The sequence below is a fragment of the Glutamicibacter sp. HZAU genome (assembly GCF_004100365.1).
Taxonomy (GTDB): Bacteria; Actinomycetota; Actinomycetes; order Actinomycetales; family Micrococcaceae; genus Glutamicibacter; species Glutamicibacter nicotianae.
The window spans coordinates 51,938-73,419 of the sequence record NZ_SCKZ01000001.1 but is presented as its reverse complement, the minus strand read 5'-3'; the positions used below and the strand labels follow the sequence as shown (position 1 = coordinate 73,419).

At 64.8% G+C, this 21,482-nt stretch carries 20 protein-coding genes; 16 read left to right on the top strand and 4 right to left on the bottom strand.

Annotated features, from left to right (window positions below):
• Nucleotides 1–143: 143 nt before the first annotated feature.
• From glyA to purU, 6 genes are all read left to right on the top strand, one after another.
• Nucleotides 144–1,460 (top strand): serine hydroxymethyltransferase, encoded by a 1,317-nt coding sequence (gene glyA, locus EKH49_RS00315; protein WP_128469153.1) that lies wholly within the window; start codon nucleotides 144–146, stop codon nucleotides 1,458–1,460.
• Nucleotides 1,461–1,462: 2 nt separating this feature from the next.
• A complete protein-coding gene (locus EKH49_RS00310; protein WP_038991586.1) occupies nucleotides 1,463–2,680 on the top strand; it encodes a sarcosine oxidase subunit beta family protein in 1,218 nt (405 codons plus the stop codon).
• A gap of 11 nt (nucleotides 2,681–2,691) precedes the next feature.
• Nucleotides 2,692–2,991 (top strand): sarcosine oxidase subunit delta, encoded by a 300-nt coding sequence (locus EKH49_RS00305; protein WP_038991587.1) that lies wholly within the window; start codon nucleotides 2,692–2,694, stop codon nucleotides 2,989–2,991.
• A complete protein-coding gene (locus EKH49_RS00300) occupies nucleotides 2,988–5,885 on the top strand; it encodes a sarcosine oxidase subunit alpha family protein (RefSeq protein WP_128469152.1) in 2,898 nt (965 codons plus the stop codon). The genes EKH49_RS00305 and EKH49_RS00300 overlap by 4 nt, the downstream gene beginning before the upstream one ends.
• Nucleotides 5,878–6,486, top strand: coding sequence for a sarcosine oxidase subunit gamma (locus tag EKH49_RS00295; RefSeq protein WP_128469151.1), 609 nt, complete (start codon nucleotides 5,878–5,880; stop codon nucleotides 6,484–6,486). Before EKH49_RS00300 ends, EKH49_RS00295 begins: the two co-directional genes overlap by 8 nt.
• 174 nt (nucleotides 6,487–6,660) lie before the next feature.
• Nucleotides 6,661–7,521, top strand: a complete 861-nt coding sequence (gene purU, locus EKH49_RS00290) for a formyltetrahydrofolate deformylase (protein WP_038991590.1) — start codon at nucleotides 6,661–6,663, stop codon at nucleotides 7,519–7,521.
• Between the two features lie 4 nt (nucleotides 7,522–7,525).
• Here the strand turns inward: purU and EKH49_RS00285 are convergent, their stop codons facing one another.
• A complete protein-coding gene (locus EKH49_RS00285; RefSeq protein ID WP_128469150.1) occupies nucleotides 7,526–7,759 on the bottom strand; it encodes a hypothetical protein in 234 nt (77 codons plus the stop codon).
• Between the two features lies 1 nt (nucleotide 7,760).
• Nucleotides 7,761–8,945, bottom strand: coding sequence for a S8 family serine peptidase (locus EKH49_RS00280; protein ID WP_128469149.1), 1,185 nt, complete (start codon nucleotides 8,943–8,945; stop codon nucleotides 7,761–7,763).
• A 257-nt stretch (nucleotides 8,946–9,202) separates the two neighbouring features.
• On the opposite strand from EKH49_RS00280, the gene EKH49_RS00275 reads away from it, so the two are divergent.
• The 3 genes from EKH49_RS00275 to EKH49_RS00265 all read left to right on the top strand — a co-directional run bounded on the left by EKH49_RS00275 (nucleotide 9,203) and on the right by EKH49_RS00265 (nucleotide 12,913).
• The gene (locus EKH49_RS00275) at nucleotides 9,203–11,086 is read left to right on the top strand and encodes a BCCT family transporter (RefSeq protein ID WP_128469148.1); all 1,884 of its coding nucleotides are present in this window, start codon (nucleotides 9,203–9,205) and stop codon (nucleotides 11,084–11,086) included.
• A 120-nt stretch (nucleotides 11,087–11,206) separates the two neighbouring features.
• Entirely contained in the window at nucleotides 11,207–12,418 is a 1,212-nt protein-coding gene (locus EKH49_RS00270) for an NAD(P)/FAD-dependent oxidoreductase (protein ID WP_128469147.1), read from the top strand.
• 45 nt (nucleotides 12,419–12,463) lie between these two features.
• Complete coding sequence (locus EKH49_RS00265) at nucleotides 12,464–12,913, top strand: universal stress protein (protein ID WP_073707883.1); 450 nt, start codon at nucleotides 12,464–12,466, stop codon at nucleotides 12,911–12,913.
• Here the strand turns inward: EKH49_RS00265 and EKH49_RS00260 are convergent.
• A complete protein-coding gene (locus tag EKH49_RS00260) occupies nucleotides 12,910–13,263 on the bottom strand; it encodes a CHY zinc finger protein (RefSeq protein ID WP_201739542.1) in 354 nt (117 codons plus the stop codon). The genes EKH49_RS00265 and EKH49_RS00260 overlap by 4 nt on opposite strands.
• 171 nt (nucleotides 13,264–13,434) lie before the next feature.
• Between EKH49_RS00260 and EKH49_RS00255 the strand changes: the two genes are divergently transcribed.
• Together EKH49_RS00255 and EKH49_RS00250 are read left to right on the top strand one after the other, a co-directional pair.
• Entirely contained in the window at nucleotides 13,435–14,814 is a 1,380-nt protein-coding gene (locus tag EKH49_RS00255; RefSeq protein WP_128469146.1) for an MFS transporter, read from the top strand.
• A 192-nt stretch (nucleotides 14,815–15,006) separates the two neighbouring features.
• Nucleotides 15,007–15,549: an AAA family ATPase gene (locus EKH49_RS00250; protein ID WP_128469145.1), complete on the top strand. Its 543-nt coding sequence runs from the start codon at nucleotides 15,007–15,009 to the stop codon at nucleotides 15,547–15,549.
• Here EKH49_RS00250 and EKH49_RS00245 read toward each other — a convergent pair.
• Nucleotides 15,546–16,475, bottom strand: coding sequence for a LysR family transcriptional regulator (locus EKH49_RS00245; RefSeq protein WP_161567400.1), 930 nt, complete (start codon nucleotides 16,473–16,475; stop codon nucleotides 15,546–15,548). The two genes, EKH49_RS00250 and EKH49_RS00245, sit on opposite strands and share 4 nt — an antisense overlap.
• A gap of 140 nt (nucleotides 16,476–16,615) precedes the next feature.
• Between EKH49_RS00245 and mmsB the strand changes: the two genes are divergently transcribed.
• From mmsB to EKH49_RS00220, 5 genes are all read left to right on the top strand, one after another.
• Nucleotides 16,616–17,560, top strand: a complete 945-nt coding sequence (mmsB, locus tag EKH49_RS00240; RefSeq protein ID WP_128469143.1) for a 3-hydroxyisobutyrate dehydrogenase — start codon at nucleotides 16,616–16,618, stop codon at nucleotides 17,558–17,560.
• Between the two features lie 2 nt (nucleotides 17,561–17,562).
• The gene (locus EKH49_RS00235; RefSeq protein WP_128469142.1) at nucleotides 17,563–18,681 is read left to right on the top strand and encodes an alcohol dehydrogenase catalytic domain-containing protein; all 1,119 of its coding nucleotides are present in this window, start codon (nucleotides 17,563–17,565) and stop codon (nucleotides 18,679–18,681) included.
• 9 nt (nucleotides 18,682–18,690) lie between these two features.
• Nucleotides 18,691–19,755: an ROK family transcriptional regulator gene (locus EKH49_RS00230; protein ID WP_128469141.1), complete on the top strand. Its 1,065-nt coding sequence runs from the start codon at nucleotides 18,691–18,693 to the stop codon at nucleotides 19,753–19,755.
• A gap of 70 nt (nucleotides 19,756–19,825) precedes the next feature.
• A complete protein-coding gene (gene ppgK / locus EKH49_RS00225; protein ID WP_038991604.1) occupies nucleotides 19,826–20,635 on the top strand; it encodes a polyphosphate--glucose phosphotransferase in 810 nt (269 codons plus the stop codon).
• Between the two features lie 6 nt (nucleotides 20,636–20,641).
• Complete coding sequence (locus tag EKH49_RS00220; RefSeq protein ID WP_128469140.1) at nucleotides 20,642–21,457, top strand: Cof-type HAD-IIB family hydrolase; 816 nt, start codon at nucleotides 20,642–20,644, stop codon at nucleotides 21,455–21,457.
• Nucleotides 21,458–21,482: the final 25 nt, after the last annotated feature.

Sequence of the window (21,482 nt, the reverse complement as noted above, 5' to 3'; positions counted from 1 at the left end):
CCGATTTCTTTGCTCTGTTCCGCAGGGTTACTGCGTGCTGAAATATTTTCGGTTACCCATTGACCGGGGTGTGAGTTCCATCATACAGTGAATTGCAGATTGATATATCAGTTGTCGGCAATTCATACATTTAGGAATGGGCAATGGCACAAGCTTCAACACTCGCGGCAGATTCCCTGACCGCAGACCTCGCGCATCTCGACCCGGAGGTGGCGCAGCGTATTGACGCTGAGCTGGCTCGCCAGCAGCGCGGCCTGGAAATGATCGCCTCGGAGAACCACACCGCCCAGGCCATCATGCAGGCGCAGGGTTCGGTGCTGACCAACAAGTACGCCGAGGGCTACCCGGGCCGCCGCTACTACGGTGGCTGCGAAGAAGTCGACGTCATCGAGACGTTGGCGATCGAGCGCCTCAAGGAGTTGTTCGGCGCGAAGTTCGCGAACGTGCAGCCGCACTCCGGTGCGCAGGCCAACGCGTCGGTGTACCACGCGCTGGTGCGCCCGGGCGATACCGTCCTCGGGTTGAACCTGAACCACGGTGGCCATTTGACCCACGGCATGAAGCTGAACTTCTCGGGCCGCCTGTTCAACATCGTGCCTTACGGCGTGGATGAGGAAACCTACCAGGTGGACATGGATGAGGTGGAGCGCCTTGCGGTCGAGCACCAGCCGAAGATGATTGTTGCCGGCTGGTCGGCTTACCCACGCCAGCTGGACTTCAAGCGCTTCCGCGAGATTGCCGACAAGGTTGGCGCGTACCTGTTCGTGGACATGGCGCACTTCGCTGGCCTGGTGGCCGCCGGGCTGCACCCGTCGCCGGTGCCTCATGCCCACGTGGTGACCTCCACGACGCACAAGACGTTGGCTGGTCCGCGTGGCGGCATCATTCTGTCGAATGATGCGGAGATCGCGAAGAAGCTGAATTCGGCCGTGTTCCCTGGCCAGCAGGGTGGTCCGTTGGAGCATGTGATCGCTGGCAAGGCTGTGGCGTTCAAGATTGCTGGGTCGCCGGAGTTCAAGGAGCGCCAGGAGCGTACCTTGGCTGGGTCGAAGATCCTGGCTGAGCGCCTGACCCGGGAAGACGTTGTTGCCAAGGGCATCAGCGTGCTGACCGGTGGCACCGATGTGCACCTGGTGCTGGTGGATCTGCGCAACAGCGAGTTGGACGGCCAGCAGGCTGAAGACCTCTTGGCGCAGGTGGAGATCACCGTGAACCGCAACTCGGTTCCGTTTGATCCGCGTCCGCCGATGGTCACCTCGGGCCTGCGCATCGGCACCCCGGCACTGGCGACGCGTGGTTTCTCCGAGGCTGCGTTCGCTGAGGTTGCGGAGATTATTGCGCAGACCTTGATCGCTGGTGCCGACGGCAATACGGCTGCACTGCCAGAGCTGAAGGAACGTGTTCTGGCGTTGGCTGAAGCCCACCCACTCTACCCAAATCTCAAGAAAGTAGCGGAATAATCATGGCTGATTTGCTCCCAGAACACCCGGAATTCCTCTGGAACAATCCGGAACCGAAGAAGTCCTACGACGTAGTCATCGTCGGCGGCGGCGGGCACGGCCTGGCCACCGCCTACTTCCTGGCCAAGAACCATGGCATCACCAATGTGGCGGTACTGGAAAAGGGCTGGCTGGCCGGCGGGAACATGGCCCGCAACACCACCATCATCCGTTCCAACTACCTCTGGGACGAGTCGGCAGGCATCTACGAGAAGTCACTGAAGCTGTGGGAACAGCTGCCCGAGGACCTGGAATACGACTTCCTGTTCTCCCAGCGCGGCGTGATGAACCTGGCCCACACCCTCGGGGATGTGCGCGAATCAGTGCGCCGCGTGGAAGCCAACAAGCTCAACGGCGTGGACGCCGAATGGCTGGACCCATCGCAGGTCAAGGAAGCCTGCCCGATCATCAACGTGAGCGACAACATCCGCTACCCGGTCATGGGCGCGACCTGGCAGCCGCGCGCCGGCATCGCCAAGCACGACCACGTGGCCTGGGCGTTCGCCCGCAAGGCCAACGAAATGGGCGTTGACATCATCCAGAACTGCGAAGTCACCGGATTCATCAAGGATGGCGAGAAGGTCACCGGCGTGAAGACCACCCGTGGCACCATCAATGCCGGCAAGGTCGCTCTCGCCGGTGCCGGGCACTCCTCGGTGCTGGCCGAAATGGCAGGCTTCGAGCTGCCCATCCAGTCCCACCCGCTGCAGGCCCTGGTCTCCGAGCTGTTCGAGCCGGTGCACCCGACGGTGGTCATGTCCAACCACATCCACGTCTACGTCTCCCAGGCTCACAAGGGCGAACTGGTCATGGGCGCGGGCATCGACAGCTACAACGGCTACGGCCAGCGCGGCGCGTTCCACGTGATCGAGGAGCAGATGGCCGCCGCGGTGGAACTGTTCCCGATCTTCGCCCGGGCACACGTGCTGCGCACCTGGGGCGGCATCGTGGACACCACCATGGACGCCTCGCCAATCGTCTCCAAGACCCCGATCCAGAACCTGTACGTGAACTGCGGCTGGGGCACCGGCGGGTTCAAGGGCACCCCGGGCGCCGGCTTCACCATGGCGCACACCATCGCCCACGACGAGCCTCATGAGCTGAACAAGCCGTTCAGCCTGGAGCGCTTCGAAACCGGCCACCTCATCGACGAGCACGGCGCAGCAGCCGTCGCACACTAGGAGCAACCGCCATGATGCTGATTGATTGCCCGAACTGCGGGCCACGCAACGAGAACGAATTCAAATACGGGGGAGAAGCCCACGTTGCCTACCCGGAGGATCCGAACGCGCTGAGCGACAAGGAATGGTCGCGCTACTTGTTCTACCGGCAGAACAAGAAGGGCATCTTCGCCGAACGCTGGGTCCACTCCGGCGGCTGCCGCAAGTGGTTCAACGCCCTGCGCGACACCGTCACCTATGAATTCAAAGCCGTCTACCGTGCCGGCGAAGCACGTCCAGAAATCCAGGCCACCGAAGGAGGCACCCGATGAGCAAGTCCCAGCGCATTGCCGCCGCGCACAGCGCCGGCGCCCGCATTAACCGCGAGGAAGCACTGGCCCTGAGAGTGAACGGGCAGCAGCTTTCCGCCTTCCGCGGCGACACCGTGGCCAGCGCAATGCTGGCCAACGGGATGCGTTCATGCGGCACCTCGCTGTACCTGGACCGCCCGCGCGGCATCTTCGCCGCCGGCGTCGAGGAACCCAACGCGCTGATCACCGTCGACGCCCGGCACAGCCAGGACATCGCCGAGTCGATGCTGCCTGCCACCACCGTCCCGGTCACGGAATCGCTGAACGCCACCCTGCTCTCCGGACTGGGCGTGCTGGATCCGAACGAGGACCCTGCCTACTACGATCACGTCCACGTGCATACGGACGTGCTGGTGGTCGGCGCCGGGCCTGCAGGCCTGGCCGCTGCCCGCGAGGCCACGCGCTCAGGCGCCCGGGTAATGCTGCTCGACGAGCGTGCCGAAGCCGGTGGCACCCTGCGCGATGCGGCCGGCGAGCAGATCGACGGCGTGGACGCCGCGGCGTGGATCGACACGGTCGCCGCCGAATTGGCAGCCGCCGAGGAGACCACCCACCTGCAGCGCACCACCGTCTTCGGCTCCTACGATGCCAACTACCTGATCGCCGCGCAGCGCCGCACCGTGCATCTGGACGAGCCGGCCGGCGACGGCGTTTCCCGCGAACGCATCTGGCACATCCGCGCCCAGCAGGTCGTGCTGGCCACCGGCGCCCACGAGCGCCCGATCGTGTTCGAGAACAACGACCGCCCGGGCATCATGCTCGCCGGCGCGGTGCGCAGCTACCTGAACCGCTACGGCGTGCGCGCCGGTCAGCAGATCGTGGTGGCCACCACCAACGACTCGGTCTACCCGCTGGTCTCCGACCTGGCAGCCACCGGCGGGGTGGTTGCAGTGATCGACGCACGCACCACCGTCTCTGCGGCCGCCGCGGAAGCAGTGGCCGCCGGGGTCACCGTGCTGACCGGCTCCGTCGTGGTGGACACCGAAGCGGATGCCTCCGGCGAGCTGTCGGCAGTGATCGTCGCCGAGCTGGACGAGCAGCGCAACCTGGGCGCGCCGCAGCGCTTCGAGGCCGACGTGCTGGCCGTGGGCGGCGGCTTCAACCCGGTGGTGCACCTGCACTCCCAGCGCCAGGGCAAGCTGGACTGGGACACTGCGATCCACGCCTTCGTCCCGGCCGCCGCAGTGGCCAACCAGCACCTGGCCGGCGCTGTCACTGGCCGCTTCGACACCGCCAGTGCGCTAAGCACCGGAGCCGCCACCGGCGCCGCGGCAGCCAGCGCAGCAGGCTTCCAGCGCATCGCAGAAGTTCCGCAGGCGGTAGCCGTCCCGGCCGGGGAAACCCGTCCGGTCTGGCTGGTGCCGTCGCTGAACGGCGACGACGCCGCGAACTACAGGACCCACTTCGTGGATCTGCAGCGCGACCAGTCCGTGGCCGACGTGCTGCGCGCCACTGGCGCCGGCATGCAGTCCGTGGAGCACATCAAGCGGTACACCTCGATCTCCACCGCCAACGACCAGGGCAAGACCTCGGGCGTCGCGGCAATCGGCGTGATCGCCGCGGTGCTGGGCATCGAGAACCCGGCACAGATCGGCACTACCACCTTCCGCGCGCCGTACACCCCGGTGGCCTTCGCGGCGCTGGCCGGACGCACCCGCGGGCAGCTGCTGGATCCGGCACGCATCACCCCGATGCACTCCTGGCATGTGGAGCACGGCGCCGAGTTCGAGGACGTCGGGCAGTGGAAGCGCGCCTGGTACTACCCGCAGCCGGGCGAGGGCATGGACGAGGCGGTCTACCGCGAATCCGCCGCGGTGCGCGCTTCGGTGGGCATGCTCGATGCCACCACGCTGGGCAAGATCGAGATCCGCGGCAAGGACGCCGCCGAGTTCCTCAACCGCATCTACACCAACGGCTACACCAAGCTGAAAGTCGGCATGGGACGCTACGGAGTGATGTGCAAGGCCGACGGCATGATCTTCGACGACGGCGTGACCCTGCGCCTGGCCGAGGACCGCTTCCTGATGCATACCACCACCGGCGGCGCCGCCGACGTGCTGGACTGGCTGGAAGAATGGCTGCAGACCGAATGGCCTGAACTGGACGTCACCTGCACCTCGGTGACCGAGCAGCTGGCCACCGTCGCGGTGGTCGGGCCGAAGTCCCGGGAGGTCATCGCGAAGCTGGCCAGCTCGGTGGACGTGTCCAACGAGGGCTTCAAGTTCATGGCCTTCAAGGACGTGGTGCTGGACTCCGGGATCGAGGCGCGGATCAGCCGCATCTCCTTCTCCGGCGAACTGGCCTTCGAGATCGCGATCCCTGCCTGGCACGGGCTGCGCGTCTGGGAAGATGTGTACGCCGCCGGCGAGGAATTCAACATCACCCCGTACGGCACCGAAACCATGCACGTGCTGCGCGCCGAGAAGGGATTCATCATCGTCGGCCAGGATACCGACGGCACGGTGACCCCACAGGATGCAGGCATGGAATGGGTGGTCTCCAAGCTCAAGGACTTCGTCGGCAAGCGCTCCTACAGCCGCGAGGACAATATGCGCGAGGACCGCAAGCACCTGGTTTCGGTGCTGCCGGTGGACTCTTCGCTGCGCCTGCCCGAAGGCGCCGCGCTGGTGGCCGCCGACGCGCTGGCCACCGATGGCATCACCCCGATGGAAGGCTGGGTCACCAGCTCGTACAACTCGCCGGCCCTTGGGCGCACCTTCGGCCTGGCGCTGATCAAGAATGGGCGCAACCGCATCGGCGAAGTGCTCAAGACCCCGGTCGGCGGCCAGCTGGTCGACGTCCAGGTCTCCGAACTCGTTCTCTTCGACCCGGAAGGAAGCCGCCGTGATGGCTAACGACACCCTGATTGACACCGACGTGCGCCGCTCGCCGGCGCAGCACCTGGCAGCCCAGATGGAGGCGGCCAGCGTCGCCGGCCGAGTGTCCCTGCGCGAAATCGCGTTCACGACCCAGATCTCGCTGCGCAGCGCACCGGGCGGGGCAGCCCACGCGGCGCTGTCCGCGGCCACCGGCGTGGGCCTGCCCGCCACGGTGGGCCAGGTGGCCGGCGACGTATCGGGCACTGCGGTGCTCTGGCTGGGCCCGGACGAGTTCCTGGCCACCAGCGCGGAGAACACCGAGCTGGCAGGTGCGCTTGCCGCCGCCCTGGGCGATGAGCCCGGGCAGGTGGTCGGCCTCTCGGCCAACCGCTCGGTGCTGGAACTGGAAGGCCCGGATGCGCCGCTGGTGCTGCGCAAGAGCTGCCCGGCGGACCTGCACCCGCGAGCCTTCGGCGTGAACCAGGCGATCACCACCTCGCTGGCGAACATTCCGGTGCTGCTGTGGCGCACCGGCGAAACCAGCTGGCGGATTTTCCCGCGCGCCTCCTTCACCGAGCACACCGTGCACTGGCTGATCGACGCCATGGCGGAGTTCGCCGCACCACCGGTTCCGTAGCCGCACCGGCTGATCCGGCCCCGTCCCGACGCCGGGGCGGGGCCGGACTGGCCTATACCCGCAAAGACCAAAGCACAAGCATGCAAAGCAACAATCCGGCCAGTTCGTGGCGTTCGGACACCGGCTCTGGCACAGTGCTGTCTAACCCGCTAGCCGAAAGGACCTGAAGCAATCATGAGCGAGCAAATCCGCCACGTGCTGACCCTGCAATGCCCCGAGGGAATGGGAATCGTCAACGCGGTCACCGGATTCCTGCTGAAGCACGAACGCACCATCGTCGAGCTTAAGCAATTCGACGACATGGCCGCCGGCCGGCTCTACCTGCGCGTGGACTTCGCCGGCGAGGGGCAGGCCGACCTGCTGGAGCAGATGCGTGCAGAATTCGCCGAGGTGGCGCAGCAGTTCGAGATGGACTGGCAGCTGCGCGAACGCGGCGAGAAGACCAAGGTGCTGATCATGGTCTCGAAGTTCGACCACTGCCTCAATGACCTGCTCTTCCGTGCCCGCACCGGCGAATTGCCGATCGAGATCGTCGCGGTGGTCTCCAACCACCCGGACAGCCGGTCGCTGGTCGAGTGGCACGGCATCCCGTACTACCATGTGCCGATCTCCAAGGAGACCAAGCCGCAGGCCGAGGCGGAGCTGCTCTCGCTGATCGCCAAGCACGAAGCGGAGCTGGTGGTCCTGGCCCGCTACATGCAGGTGCTCTCCGACGAGCTCTCGCGCGAGTTGACCGGCAAGACGATCAACATCCACCACTCCTTCCTGCCTTCCTTCAAGGGCGCCAAGCCATACCACCAAGCCTGGGAGCGCGGCGTGAAGACCGTGGGCGCCACCGCCCACTACGTGAACTCCGAGCTGGATGAGGGCCCGATCATCGCTCAGCAGGTCGTCGAGGTGGATCATACCTTTGGCCCGCAGGATCTGGTGGCCGCCGGCCGCGACACCGAGTGCAAGGCGCTGTCCAACGCGGTGCGCTGGCACTGCGAGGGCCGGGTCTTCCTCTACGGGAACCGCACGGTGATCCTGCGCTAGCTAGCTAGCCCTCCTCGCCGATCGCCCGGTAGTGCTGCTCGGCATCCACCGATTCGACCGCGTCGAGCTGGCGCAGCGCTGCGGCCACCTGCTCGCTGCCCTCGCCGATAATCTGGCCCAGGGCAGCGAGCACCTGTTTAACCCGCAGCCCGTGGTCCTGCAGCTCATCAACGATGGACTCGGGGGCCACCGTGGCCGCCACGGTGATCACATAGATATGCACTGTGTCGCCGCACATCCTATTGGCCTTCCGCTCCGGCGGGGGCCTGGGCCAGCCCGGCACCGGCATCCTCGGCCGGCAGCGGGATATCGCGGGAGGTGGACAGCAGCTTGTCCCACAGCTCCTGGGCACGCAGCCCGGTGGATTCGGCCAGCAGCGCTGCCACGCCGGCCACATGCGGGGTGGCCATCGAGGTGCCGCTGATGGTGTTGTAGCGCTGTTCGCCCGGCCACGCGGAATAGATGTCCATGCCGGGGCCGGCGATATCCACGTTCCCGCCCTCGATATCCAGCGCCTGCGCCGAGAAATCGGCAATGGCCAGGGCCGAATCCACTGCAGCCACCGCCATGATGTAGGGGCTGTTGGCTGGCGCGCCGACGAATCCCGGATTCCCGGCGGAGCGCTGCGCGTTGTTGCCGGCGGCGGCCACGATCAGCGAGCCCAGTTCCAGGGCGCGTCGTCCCGCGGTGACATAGGGCGGGTGAACGGTTTTCACGTCGGCGCCCAGTGACATCGAGATGATCTCGCACTTGTTTTCCAGCGCCCAGTTGATCCCGGCCAGGATCGTGGAGTCGGAGCCTGAACCATCGGTGCCCAGCACCTTTCCGGCAAAGATGTTCGCCTCCGAAGCGACCCCGTAGCCCGGACCCTGCTGCGGTTCGCGCGGACCGCAGGCGCTGCCGATGCAGTGGGTGCCATGTCCATGGCCGTCAGTGGCGTCCTCGCCTGCGACAAAGGACTTGGCGGTCACCGTGCGGCCTGCGAAGTCCGGATGCGCACTGTCAAAACCGGTATCCAAGACGGCCACGTTGATGCCCTTGCCGGTGTAGCCCGAAAGCGAAGCGCCTACGGCCTGCAGGCCCCAGGTGAGTTGGCCGGTGTCCGCATAGGAGTCCGTAGCGGCCGGGGCGTCGGGCAGGATCCGGTAGACCAGCTCGGGTACCACCGAGGCTGGCAGCTTGTGCCCTGCGCAGCGCTGGCGGAAGTCCTCAAGCTGGTCAGCCGAGCTGGTGACCACAGCGATGCCCAGCATCGGGAAGTACTCGGTACTGGAATAGCCCTGTTCAGCCAGCAGCTGCGGAAGTTCTGATTCGCGCTGGGCTGCTGCGATGCCCGGGGCTCCGGATTCCTGCCGGTCGAAGACCAAGACGTAGCGGTTGGGAATTTCGGCGACGGTCGCTTGACGGATCTGGTTGCTGTACATGACGGGGCTCCTTACTGGTTCCGAGAGGCTTTCATGCCAAGGCCTACGAGGTACCTCGCACTGTACCCGGCGGCATGGACAAACTGCCATGCTTGGCAACAAGCACCTATGCAGCGCACAGCAACCGCGGCGCACGGCCCGGCGATGCCCGACGGGCAGAAAGAAGTCACTATTCTTCGCTGGCCACTTGAATCTTCGCGGCGAAAGAACAAGGGTGGAAGTCCTAGGGCATTTCTCTGAGTGAAGGAGCCTGGACCATGACGAAGAACATTGACGAAGTTGAACCTCCCGAAGCAGATAATGGGCAGCACGCAAATGCTGTGCTGGAAGCATCCCCGCATACCGCGCCGATCCCGGTGCACATGCACATTGCCGAGGACGACACCGACGAGCAGATCACCGCGAAGCTGCGCCGGCAGGGCGTGCGCCTAGGCAAGGGCGGGATCGCCCCTGCGGTCTTCTGGCCGGCGCTGCTGGTGATCCTGGCTGTGGCGGTCTTCGCGATCCTCGCGCCCAGTGCGGCGGACACGACTTTCAACGCCGTGCAGAACTGGATCGTAGCCAACCTGGGCTGGTACTACATGCTGATCATCGGCGGCTTTGTGGCGCTGGTGATCGCCATCGGCTTCTCCAAGCTCGGGCGGATCACCCTGGGCAATGACGGAGAGAAACCCGAATTCGGCTTGTTCAGCTGGTTCGCGATGCTCTTCGCCGCCGGCATGGGCATTGGTCTGGTCTTCTACGGGGTCGGCGAACCTCTGATGTACGCCACCGTGGATCCGAAGCCGGGTTGGGAAGGCAGCGAATCGGAGCTGGCCGGACTGGCCATGGCGCAGACCTTCATCCACTGGGGCCTGCACCCGTGGGCCATCTACGCGGTGATCGGCTTGGCTTTGGCCTACGCGATCCACCGCCGCGGGCGCCCGGTGTCCATCCGTTGGGCGCTAGAACCGATCCTGGGAGATCGGGTCAAGGGCTGGCTGGGAGATGTGATTGATGTACTGGCCATCTTCGGCACGGTGTTCGGCGTGGCCACCTCGCTGGGCCTGGGCGTGCAGCAGATCAGCTCGGGCATGAAGGCGATCGGACTGGTCGGTTCGGTGGATAACACGCTGCTGGTCATCCTGATCGTGGTCATCACGTTCCTAGCCACCATGAGCGTGGTCAGCGGCCTGGGCGCCGGGATCAAGTGGCTGTCGAACATCAACCTGTCCATGGCAGGCCTGCTGATGATCAGCGTGCTGCTGCTGGGCCCGACGCTGTTCCTGTTCCAGAATTTCGTGCAGTCCCTGGGCGTGTACCTGGCCAACTTCATGAACATGACCTTCGACGTGGGTGCCTTCCAGCAGGGTGAGGAATCGGCCACCTGGTTCTCCAGCTGGACGGTCTTCTACTGGGGCTGGTGGATCGCCTGGGCGCCGTTCGTGGGCATCTTCATCGCCCGCATTTCGCGCGGGCGTACCGTGCGCCAGTTCGTCACCGGCGTGCTGCTGGTGCCGACCATGGTCGGTTTCCTCTGGTTCTCGGTCATGGGCGGCTCGGGGCTGTACCGCCAGTTCTTCGGCGCCGGGGATATGGTCGAGGATGGCGCGGTCTCCGCGGAGGGGTCGCTGTTCCAGGTGCTTGAAGCCTTGCCGCTGGGTTCGATCCTGTCGGTGGTGGCGATCTTGCTGGTCGCGATTTTCTTCATCACCTCTTCGGACTCCGGCTCGCTGGTGGTCGACATGCTCGCCTCCGGCGGGCACCCGAACCCGCCGACCTGGTCCAGGGTGCTGTGGGCGGTGCTCGAAGGCGTGCTGGCCGCTGCCTTGCTGGTGGCCGGCGGGCTGCAGACGCTGCAGGCCGGTTCGCTGGCCACGGCCTTGCCATTCAGTATCATCATGATCATGATGTCGGTGGCCACGATCAAGGGGTTGCGCCATGAAAGCCGGGCCTTGGAAGTCATCGAGCAGAAGCGCCGGCTGGCGCGGGTCACCGAGCACGTCTCCGATGAGCTGTGGGGCGCCTTGGACGAGCAGCCCGAACTGCGCCGCTACGTCGATGACCGTATCGACTACCGGGTCTCGCGCACGCGCGGGATCTTCGGCAAGCGCGTGGAATCAGAAGCAAAATCCCGGCACGTGAAGCCAAGTGACGACTAGGTCCGTGGCCTGGCCCCCGATGCCTTGCCAAGCAGGGCATCGGGGTGTGAGGATCAAGGTGACAAGCACTATCCACTGGCCGCGGGCCGTCACCGCGGCGGGAAGCAGAGGGGTTGTTCCATGGACCAGGAGTCGATAGTCATCGTTGGTGCCGGGCTTGCCGCCGCCAGTACGGTGGCAGCACTACGCGAGCGGGGACATGCCGGCCCGATCACCCTGATTGGCGAGGAATCGCACCTGCCCTATGAGCGTCCGCCCCTGTCCAAGGGCTTCTTGCAGGGCAATGACGAGCCAGAAGACTTCACCGTGCATGACGCGCAGTGGTACGCAGCGCAGGAGGTCACCCTCCGGCTGGGAACCGCCGGAATCAGCGTGGAGACCGGCAAGCAGCAGGTGATGCTGGCCGATGGCACCGCCGTGGATTACGGGCAACTGGTGCTGGCCACCGGTTCACGGGCCAGCGTGGGCGGGGACTCGCCAATGCCCGGTTATGACCTGCCCGGGGTGCATGTGCTGCGCACGCTGGAAGATGCCCAGTCGCTGCGCGCAGAACTGACCGAGGGCGCGCAGGTAGCGGTCATCGGTTCGGGCTGGATCGGCATGGAAGTCGCTGCCACCGCACGCCAGCGCGGTGCGCGCGTCACCGTTTATTCTCCCTCCGAGGTGCCGCTGGCCAAGGTCTTCGGCGAACGCTTCGGGCACTACCTGCTGGAACTGCACCAACGCCATGGCGTGGATGTGCGCACCGCGCGCGCCCAGGGTATCGAGCAGGTCGACGGGCACCTGCAAGTGCTTTCGGATGCCGGGTCTTCGCGTGCCGACGTGGTACTGCTGGCCATCGGCGCCCGCCCCAACCTGCAACTGGCCGAGACTGCCGGGCTGGACGTGGATTCGGGAGTCATCGTTGATGCGTCGCTGCGCACCAGCAACTCCAAGATTCTCGCGGTGGGGGATATCGCCCAGGCTTTCAATACCAGGCTGCGCCGGCAGCTGCGCGTGGAGCACTGGGACAATGCCATCCGCCAGGGTAAGCTCGCGGCCGCGACGCTGATGGGCGAGGAAGAATCCTACGACTGGCTCCCGTATTTCTTCACCGACCAGTTCGATCTGGGGATGGAATACGTGGGGCACAATTCGCCGGATGACACTTCGGTAGTCCGCGGCTCTGTGGAGAGCGGGGAATTTTTGCTGTTCTGGCAGGACGACCAACGGATCACGGCGGCAGCCAACGTGAACATCTGGGATGTCAACGATCAGCTGCGCGAACTGGTGGGCCGCGAGATTCCAGCCGAACGCCTGGCGGATACGGGCATTGAGCTTGGCGACCTCTAAAATTTTCAGCAAGGAATGGACCGACTAGGAAAGCAGGAATAGCTGATGAGCACCATGGTCGTGGGCGTGGAAAAAGGCATGTCGCCGGCGGTATTGGCGGCGGCCGCCTCGCTGGCTCGCGGGCTGGATGCACGATTGGTGTGCATCCATGCAGATTACGGACGCCTGATTACCGACAAGCTGTCCGAAGGCGACTTGCTGGCCTCCGCAGATCCGGTCTCCGAGGAGCTCGCCTGGGAAATCGCTTCGGTGGTGACCGGCGTGGAGTTCGAGAGCTATACGGTGCCCGGTGAACCGGCCAAGGTGCTGGCGGCGGTGGCGGAGCAGCTGGATGCGCAGATGATCGTCATCGGCACCCGCCGTCCGGGGATCCGCAGCAAGATGGCCCAGCTGCTCGACGGCTCGATTGCCGTGGCGCTGGCCCACAAGCAGCATCGGCCGGTGCTGGTGGTTCCGCAACAGCCTGCAGAGGAGAACGACCTGCCGTGGGACTAGGCTCCTGATTCCACCTCGAAGTACAGGTGCCGATGCGCCTTGCAGCCGGGATTGAATAGCGCCTGGCAGTTGGGGCAGGAATCGGCTTCCAGATACTGGGCGGGGCTCAGCCGCGTGCTGCAGACCCCGCAGAGCACCGCAGGCTCATCGAATTTGTCCGCCGGCCACGGCATTGCTTCGTGGCCGGCCAGTTCGCCATGGCATAGGTGGCAGGGATAGTAGATGCCGCAGCAGTGGTGCTTCAACGCAATCACATCGATCAGCGAGCGGTAGTGGGCGCAACGGGTGTGCACGTCCATGCGCACGCCGCGCAACGCCACTTGGTGCGCTGCGTTTTCCCAAGCTGTCATCGTCAACCCTTCCGCGAGTGGCCATGCCATGTGCAAAAATGCACGCTGAATGTGCAGAAACTGCCTCCAACTATGCCTCTTTCCGCCTATCTTTCGCCATGTGACCTAGGCCATACTCGCTGATGAAGCTGGTCCCGCAGGGGGTACTGGCGAAGGCGGAAGGAACGCACAGTGGCAAGCGAAACGTCATCGAAGGCCGAGCGCAAGGGATTGCGCCGGGTCGTAGCAGCCTCCATGGCTGGCACCGTCGTCGAATGGTATGAATTCTTCCTCTACGCGACAGCGGCCACCTTGGTCTTCAACAAGATCTTCTTCCCGGATACCGGCAACGACCTGGACAACATCATCAAGGCCTTCCTGACCTACGCGGTCGGCTTCATTGCCCGCCCGATCGGCGGCATCGTCTTCGGCCACTTCGGCGACAAGTTCGGACGCAAGCACCTGCTGCAGGTGGCGATCGTGCTGGTCGGCGCAACCACCTTCCTGATGGGCTGCCTGCCCACCTTCGATTCCATCGGCTACGCCGCACCGATCCTGCTGATCGTGCTGCGCTTCGCCCAGGGCTTCGCCGTTGGCGGGGAATGGGGCGGCGCGGTGCTGCTGGTGGCCGAGCATGCGCCGAACAAGGAACGCGGCTTCTGGTCATCCTGGCCGCAGGCGGCAGTGCCGGTGGGCAACCTGCTGGCCACGGTGGTGCTGCTGGTGCTCTCGGCAACGCTCAGCGAGGCTGCCTTCCTGGTATGGGGTTGGCGCATCGGCTTCTGGCTTTCGGTGGTCATCGTGGTAGTGGGCTATTACATCCGCACCCGTGTTTCCGATGCCCCGATTTTCAAGGAAGCCAAGGCGGAGCTGGAACAGAACGCGGCCGCCGGCTATGGCGTGGGCGAAGTATTCAAGCGCTACCCGCGCGGGGTGTTCACCGCCATGGGGCTGCGCTTCGGCGAGAACATCATGTACTACATGGTGGTCACCTTCTCCATCACCTACATGGCCACCCAGCTGAAGATGGACACCTCCACAATTCTGGGCCTGATGCTTGTGGCACACGTCTTCCACGCCATCCTGGTGCCAATTGTTGGACGCTTCACCGACAGCCGCGGACGTCGACCGGTCTATGCCACCGGCGTGGTGCTCATGGCAGTGTGGGGCGTGGCAGCCTTCCCGCTGTTCAACACTGGAAACGATGCGGTCATCCTGGCCACGATCATGCTGGGGTTGTTCGTGCATGGCCTGATGTATGCCGGGCAGCCTGCCATCATGGCGGAAATGTTCCCGACCCGCATGCGCTACTCGGGTGTCTCGCTGGGCTACCAAGTCACCTCGATTGTTGCCGGTTCGATGGCACCGATCATCGCAACCTTCCTGCTGAAGGTCTACGGATCCTGGGTACCGGTCGCCGGGTACATTGTCTTCGCCGCAGCAGTCACCATGGTGGCGGTGTACCTCATGAAGGAAACCAAGGGGCTGGATCTCGGCGAGATCGACGAGGCTGACCGCTTGGCGGTCAACAGCGGGGCCGCTTCGAGCGCCGAAATGAAGATGCAGAAGTAAGTCGGAGGAGCGAACATCAAGCCGGAGGCCAGTTCCGTTGCAGGGACTGGCCTTTGGCGTACCCGCATCCAACGGGCAGAGAGATTGTTTGCCGGGATTGGTTCGATCTGCAGTTCTGGTAGCCACATGCTGCTGGTGGCATCGGAGCCATCGGGAGAACAATGAGAAAGCAGCCAGGCAGGGGAGCTCCAGATGAAGCAGTGCAGGCTGAATATCTTCGGTGCCAGCGGCAGTGGTACGACGACACTTGCCCGAGCCGTGGCGAATGCCTGGTCGGTCCCGCATGCCGATAGCGACGACTATTTCTGGATCCCCACCGACCCGCCCTACTCCCAGCAGCGAGCGCCAGCTGAACGCTCCAAGCTCATGCATGAGATCTTCGTGCCACGCAGCGCATGGGTGCTTTCAGGATCCATGCAGGGGTGGGGGAATGATGTGCTGGCCGAATGCGAAGCCTTCGTGTTCTTGACGCTGGATCCCAGCGTGCGCCTGCGACGGCTTGCCGAACGCGAGCAGCTTCGGCAGTCCGGGCAAGCCCTGGATCCAAAGGCTGTGGAGCGATTTATGTTGTGGGCGGCTGGCTACGATGACCCGGACTTCACCGGACGCAGCCGCGCGCACCACGAGGCATGGTTGCAGAACGAGTCCCGTCCGGTGCTCCGACTGGACAGCGCGCAATCAACGGCACAGATGTGCCAAGTCATCATGGATTGGGAACCAGTCCGAACACCTTAGCTTCCGGAGGCGCTCGGCATGGGGAACGGCGGAATGAACCAGTCGCCGGCGACGGCCGCATCATTCAGCGCGCGAACCGTTTCCTGGACCGCACGGCTGCGCAAAGCCTCGTCGCGTCCCACCAGCCAATATTCGGAGTGGAAGGTGAACTCCTCGTGGAGCACCGGAATCATGTTGGGATAGTGTCGGGAGAGGAATGTTGGCAGCAGCCCGATGCCGGCATGGTTCATGGTGGCCGCGTATTGCACCGCGATGCTCGTGGAAGAAATGGAGCGGCGCATCGGTGGCAGGGCGCTGGTGGCGTCATCGAGCTTGTCCACCGTCAGAGCGGTATCGATGTAGTAGTTCAAGCTATGCCCTGCCAGATCCTCGATGGATCTTGGCGTGCCATGGCTTTCCAGGTATTCGGCAGTGGCGTAGAGCCGCAACTCGTAATCCATGAGTTTCATCGAGGCGGCCTTGCGGACATGGGGTTCGCCGATGACAATCTCCAGATCCATGCCGGTACGCGTCTGCCGTGCACGGGTGGTTTCGGAGACGATCTCGAAGACCAGTTGCGGATGCTTTACCTGGAGCTTGGCCAGTGCCGGGGCAGCGAGGTGCGCGCTGAATGCATCGGGGGCAGCGACGCGCACATGGCCTGCCAGCGCTCCGGAGTCCTTCTCGGCGCCGATGGCCTCCACTGCCTGCTCGATGGTTTCCGCGCTGGCCATCGCCCGGCGTCCCAGATCGGTCAGTTCCCAGCCGTTGGGGGTGCGCGTGAGCAGGTGGCCGCCCATCGCCTTTTGCAGTGCGTCGATGCGGCGGGAAATCGTCGAGTGGTTTACCCCGAGGACGTTCGCGGCGGCGGTGTAGCGGCCCAGGCGTGCAACGGTCAGCAGGGCAATAAGTGATTCGAGATGGCGGTAATCGATCTGACGGTCCATAGTCCACAGTCTGCCATGGACGGTGTGCGCTAGCGCACACCGGGCTTGCGCAATTGCCGTGCCGGGGTGCATTGAGTCCGGCGCGACCGGCATCCTACGCTGGCCTGAAAGGACGGTACGCAACGACGAGGGGTGTGCAGATGAGCACGTACGCATGGATTGGCCTGGGCAACATGGGCGGACCGATGACAGCGAATCTGGTGGCCGTCGGGCACCAGGTGCGCGGCTACGACCTGGACGCGGATGCCTGCGCCGCCGCGGCTGGCGGCGGGGTGCAGATCGCCGGCTCGGTGGCCGAAGCCATGGAGCATGCCGATGCGGTATTCACCATGCTGCCCAAGGGCGCGCACGTGCGCTCGGTCTACGAGGGCGAGGCAGGCATCTGGGCCAACGCCACCAAGGACATGCTCCTGCTGGATTCCTCCACGGTGGACATTGAAACTTCCCGCTACATCCACGCAGGCTCCGCGGAGCGTGGACTGCACTTCGTTGACGCCCCGGTATCCGGCGGCATCTCCGGCGCAGCGGCGGGGACCCTGGCCTTCATGCTTGGCGGTGAGCCGGAACTGATGGACCGGGCCAGCGGATTCATCGCCCCGATGAGCGGCAAGACCATCGTCGCAGGCGGGCCTTCCATGGGCATTGCCGCCAAGATCTGCAACAACATGATGCTGTTCATCGACCTGATGGCCAGCGCCGAGGGTTCCCAGCTGGCCGAGGCATTGGGCCTGGATCCCGAGGTCTTCTGGCAGATCGCCTCGGTCTCCTCGGGCCGGTCCTGGGCGCAGCAGACTTGGTACCCGGTGCCCGGCATCATCGATACCGCTGCGGCAAACAACAACTTCGAAGCGACCTTCCGCACCGACCTGGCCCGCAAGGATATCGGGCTGGCCTTGGACGCTGGCGAGAGCACCGGGGTGCGGCTGCCGGCAGCCAGCTTGGCCCGCGAGCACTTCGACGAACTGATCAAGCAGGGGCTGGGGGACAAGGACTGCTCGCTGATCGTGAAGAACCTGCTGCCAGACGGTGCCGTGCGCGGTTGGAACCCGGAAACGGCCGAGGCCAGCACGGCAGCTGCGGGCTGATCATGCGCCAGATCCATGCCGCGGTGCTGGAGCATCCGGAGAACCAGCGGCCCTATGCCAAGCATCGGCCGCTGGCGATCCGCCAGATGCACCTTGGCGAGCCCGGCCCCGGGGAAGTGCTGGTGCGCATCACCGCGGCCGGACTCTGCCATTCGGACTTGTCGGTGATCGACGGGAACAGGCCGCGTCCTCTCCCGATGGTGCTGGGGCACGAATCAGCAGGCATCATCGAGCAGGTTGGCGAAGGGGTTCAGCTGGACATCGGCCAGCAGGTGATCTCGGTCTTCCTGCCACGCTGCGAGAACTGCGCAGCCTGCGCCACCGGAGGCAAGCTGCCGTGCAGCGCCGGCACCGCGTCCAACACCGCTGGAACCCTGCTGACTGGCGCTCGCCGGCTGATGCTCGATGGCAAGCCGGTCCACCACCACCTGGGCGTCTCGGCCTTTGCCGATTATGCGGTGATGGATGCGCGCAGCCTGGTTCCGGTGGGCGCGGATGTGCCGGCCGAGGTGGCCGCGGTGCTGGGGTGCGCGGTGCTCACCGGAGGAGGTGCACTGCGCAATGCCGCCAAGGCAACCGGTGCCGAGGATGTGGCCATCATTGGACTGGGCGGAGTGGGCATGGCCGCCTTGCTGGTGGCCGCCGGCCAGCGGACTACCGGCAGGATCTTGGCCATTGATGCCAATGATCAGAAGCTGGCGACCGCGCTGGCCTTGGGTGCCGATGAAGCCTGCACGCCGCAGGAGCTGGGGCTGCGCAGTGCGCAGATCGTGGTTGAGGCCGCCGGTCATCCGCGGGCCTTCGAAACCGCATTACAGGCCACAGGCGTGGGCGGAACCCTGGTGACCGTGGGGCTGCCGGCCCCTGGCGCGATGAGCAGCATCGAGCCATTGACCCTGACCGCCGGCGCCCGCACGATTATCGGCAGCTATATGGGCTCTGCGCTGCCAAAGCAGGATATCGGCTACTACGAGCAGCTTTGGCGCGCAGGCAGGCTCCCGGTAGAGAAGCTGGTGGAGACCAGGCCGCTGGCGCAGATCAACGAAGCCCTCGACGATCTGGCTGACGGGCGCTCGGTACGCCAAGTTCTGCTGCCCGGAATCGGGGCGGAAGCCCAGTAGGATTGGTGGGTGACTGATTCCACTGCGGGGCCCCGTGCCCTGGCAACCCTGACCGACATCCGGGTCTTCGACTACCTCTGCAAGGCCCCGGCGACACGGACCCGGATCGCCGCGGATCTGGGCATCTCCAAGCCCACCGCATCGCAGGCGATTTCGCGCCTGCAGGAGAACGGGTTGGCGTTGGCCATCGAGCGGGAAAACGAGCCCAAGCGCGGACGCGTACCGGAGCACTATGCGCTGGACAGCAGCTTCGGCCACCTGCTGGCCCTGTGCCTGCAGGCTGAATTCCTGCAGGTCCGCGCCACCGACCTGGCCGGGCAAACCCTGGTGGACCGCCTCCACCCGCTCACCGCGCAAACCACTGCAGCGGAAGTAGCGCAAATGGGTGCCAGGGAGATTTCGCGCGTGGCCGCCGAGCTCGGCTCCCCGCTGCTGGCCGCGGCCGTGAGCCAATCGGCCCCGGTGGAGCGCGATGGCGAGCTGCGCGTGCTGGCTACCCCGATTTTCCCTTCCTCCGGAGCTGACCTTGCAGGCCAATTTGCTGACGGTGTTCCGGTGCTGCTGGATAACGACGTGAACTGGATGGCCCTGGCCGAAGCGGGGGAGCAGGCAGACTCCTTGATGATGATCTATATCGGATCTGGCCTGGGCGCAGGACTGGTCATCGACGGTGCGCTGCACCGCGGCAAGCACGGCACCGCTGGCGAGCTGGAGACCCAGCTGGTGGGCGGGACAAACCTGCGCGAAGCGCTCGCCGACGCGGGGATGTTCCAGACCCGCGTGCTCTGGGAGAAGCTGGCCGACGAACGGAACTGGCCGGCATTCCTTGCGCCGTTCGGCCAGGTCCTGGCGAACTTGATTGGCTTCGTCGATCCGCAGCGGGTGGTGGCCATCGGTCCGGGCCTGACCCCTGAATTGTGCGCGGCATTGGAGAGCGAGCTGAATGGGTTGCTGCCCAAGCCGGTCCATGTGCAGCTTTCCGCATTGGGAACCGAAGCCGCGGCACGCGGGGCACTGGCTGGTGCCCGGGAGCTCGCCTTGGGCAACTTGTGGGAAAACTACCGGGCACGTTGACCAAAGTGATCCAAGCTATATATTGTTAAGAGTCCTTAAAATTCTATTTGCATCACCGGGGAGACCACTGATGGCACCATCTGACGCATCGGCATCCACGTCGCAGTTCGCTGCCATCGGCCTTGATCTGGGCGGCTCGTCCATCAAGTACGGATTGGTTGGAACCGACGGCAAGCTCGTTGAGAGCACCTTCAGCAAGGCCGCCACCCCAGAAGGCGCGCATCCGGAGGCCGTCGCCCAGGTGATGACAGGAATCATTGCCGACCTGCAGGAGCTCACCGGCGATGAGCTGGCCGGGATCCCCGCGGGTGTCACCGTGCCCGGCATCGTCATCGACGGCGTCGTGCACTCGGCGGCCAATATCGACAAGGCCTGGATCGGCTTGGATGTCACCGCCTCGTTCAGTGCGCTCCTGGGCCGCGACGTCTTTGTGCTCAATGACGCGGATGCCGCCGGCGTCGCCGAGGTCTACGCGGGTGCGGGAGCCGAGAATGGCAAGCCTGTCAAGGGCAGCACCTTGCTGCTGACCCTGGGCACCGGCATTGGCTCGGCTTTCTTCCGCGACGGAGTGCTCTTCCCTAACGTCGAATTCGGCCACCTCGAAATCGACGGCTTCAATGCCGAGAGCAAGGCCGCCGCGCGAGTCATGCACGAGGAAAACCTCAGCTGGGAACAGTACATCGCCCGCCTGCAGCGCTACCTGTCCCACGTGGAATTCCTCTGCAGCCCGGATCTGATCATTATCGGCGGAGCGATCTCCGAAGACCACGAGAAATTCCTGCCGCAGCTGGAACTGCGTGCCAAGATCGTGCCCGCCCGCTTCAACAACGCCGCCGGGGTATTGGGCGCCGCGCATCGCGCGCTGAATCCCGGCAACTAGGAACCTATGCATACGATTGACCCGAACGCCCAGATCAAGCTCGTCGCCGTTGACATGGACGGCACCTTCCTGGACGGCGAGGGCCAAATCCCGGAGGCATCCTGGGCGCTCATCGACCGGCTCCAGGAACGCGGCATCAAGTTCGTGCCGGCTTCCGGGCGCCAGTTCGCCACCCTGCGCGAGCAGTTCGCCCCCTTGGGCGAGATCGCGATCATTGCCGAGAACGGCACCGTCGTGATGCATGGCGAGAACGAGATCTACTCCAACATCATCGATAAGTCCTCGGTTGACGCGGTCATCCAGGCCGTCCGCGCGCAATCTGCGCTCGATGCCGGATTGGTGCTGTGCGGACGCCGCACCGCCTATGTGGAGCGCGCCGATGAAGCGTTCGCCGCCGCGATTGCACCGTATTACCGTGCAGTGCAGGTGGTGGACGACCTGGCTTTGGTCGAGGACGAGATCATCAAGATGGCAATCAACGTCGGCACCGGTGCAGTGAAGGAGATGGCGACGGCGCTGGAAGTTCCGCTGCAGGTGGTGATCTCCGGCAGCCACTGGGTCGATGCCATGAACCACGGCGTGCACAAGGGCTTGGCCCTGAATGCGCTGCAGGAGAAGCTGGGAATCAGCGCCGATGAAACAGCAGTTTTCGGCGACTACCCCAACGACCTGGAAATGATCAAGGCCGCCACCTACTCTTTTGCGATGGCTAATGCCCACCCCGTGGTGGCAGAAGCCGCGAATTTCACTGCGCCGTCCAACCTTGAGCACGGCGTGCTGCAGGTGCTCGGCGCCTACCTCGACGGGCGCGCCCAGCTCTGACACGCCGGGGGAGCTGAAACAGCTC

Excerpts from the sequence above, each read along its gene's own strand:
- glyA (WP_128469153.1), top strand. The coding sequence starts at position 144 with ATGGCACAAGCTTCAACACTCGCGGCAGATTCCCTGACCGCAGACCTC.
- EKH49_RS00310 (WP_038991586.1), top strand. The coding sequence starts at position 1,463 with ATGGCTGATTTGCTCCCAGAACACCCGGAATTCCTCTGGAACAATCCG.
- EKH49_RS00305 (WP_038991587.1), top strand. The coding sequence starts at position 2,692 with ATGATGCTGATTGATTGCCCGAACTGCGGGCCACGCAACGAGAACGAA.
- EKH49_RS00300 (WP_128469152.1), top strand. The coding sequence starts at position 2,988 with ATGAGCAAGTCCCAGCGCATTGCCGCCGCGCACAGCGCCGGCGCCCGC.
- EKH49_RS00295 (WP_128469151.1), top strand. The coding sequence starts at position 5,878 with ATGGCTAACGACACCCTGATTGACACCGACGTGCGCCGCTCGCCGGCG.
- purU (WP_038991590.1), top strand. The coding sequence starts at position 6,661 with ATGAGCGAGCAAATCCGCCACGTGCTGACCCTGCAATGCCCCGAGGGA.
- EKH49_RS00285 (WP_128469150.1), bottom strand. The coding sequence starts at position 7,759 with ATGTGCGGCGACACAGTGCATATCTATGTGATCACCGTGGCGGCCACG.
- EKH49_RS00280 (WP_128469149.1), bottom strand. The coding sequence starts at position 8,945 with ATGTACAGCAACCAGATCCGTCAAGCGACCGTCGCCGAAATTCCCAAC.
- EKH49_RS00275 (WP_128469148.1), top strand. The coding sequence starts at position 9,203 with ATGACGAAGAACATTGACGAAGTTGAACCTCCCGAAGCAGATAATGGG.
- EKH49_RS00270 (WP_128469147.1), top strand. The coding sequence starts at position 11,207 with ATGGACCAGGAGTCGATAGTCATCGTTGGTGCCGGGCTTGCCGCCGCC.
- EKH49_RS00265 (WP_073707883.1), top strand. The coding sequence starts at position 12,464 with ATGAGCACCATGGTCGTGGGCGTGGAAAAAGGCATGTCGCCGGCGGTA.
- EKH49_RS00260 (WP_201739542.1), bottom strand. The coding sequence starts at position 13,263 with ATGACAGCTTGGGAAAACGCAGCGCACCAAGTGGCGTTGCGCGGCGTG.
- EKH49_RS00250 (WP_128469145.1), top strand. The coding sequence starts at position 15,007 with ATGAAGCAGTGCAGGCTGAATATCTTCGGTGCCAGCGGCAGTGGTACG.
- EKH49_RS00245 (WP_161567400.1), bottom strand. The coding sequence starts at position 16,475 with ATGGACCGTCAGATCGATTACCGCCATCTCGAATCACTTATTGCCCTG.
- mmsB (WP_128469143.1), top strand. The coding sequence starts at position 16,616 with ATGAGCACGTACGCATGGATTGGCCTGGGCAACATGGGCGGACCGATG.
- EKH49_RS00235 (WP_128469142.1), top strand. The coding sequence starts at position 17,563 with ATGCGCCAGATCCATGCCGCGGTGCTGGAGCATCCGGAGAACCAGCGG.
- ppgK (WP_038991604.1), top strand. The coding sequence starts at position 19,826 with ATGGCACCATCTGACGCATCGGCATCCACGTCGCAGTTCGCTGCCATC.
- EKH49_RS00220 (WP_128469140.1), top strand. The coding sequence starts at position 20,642 with ATGCATACGATTGACCCGAACGCCCAGATCAAGCTCGTCGCCGTTGAC.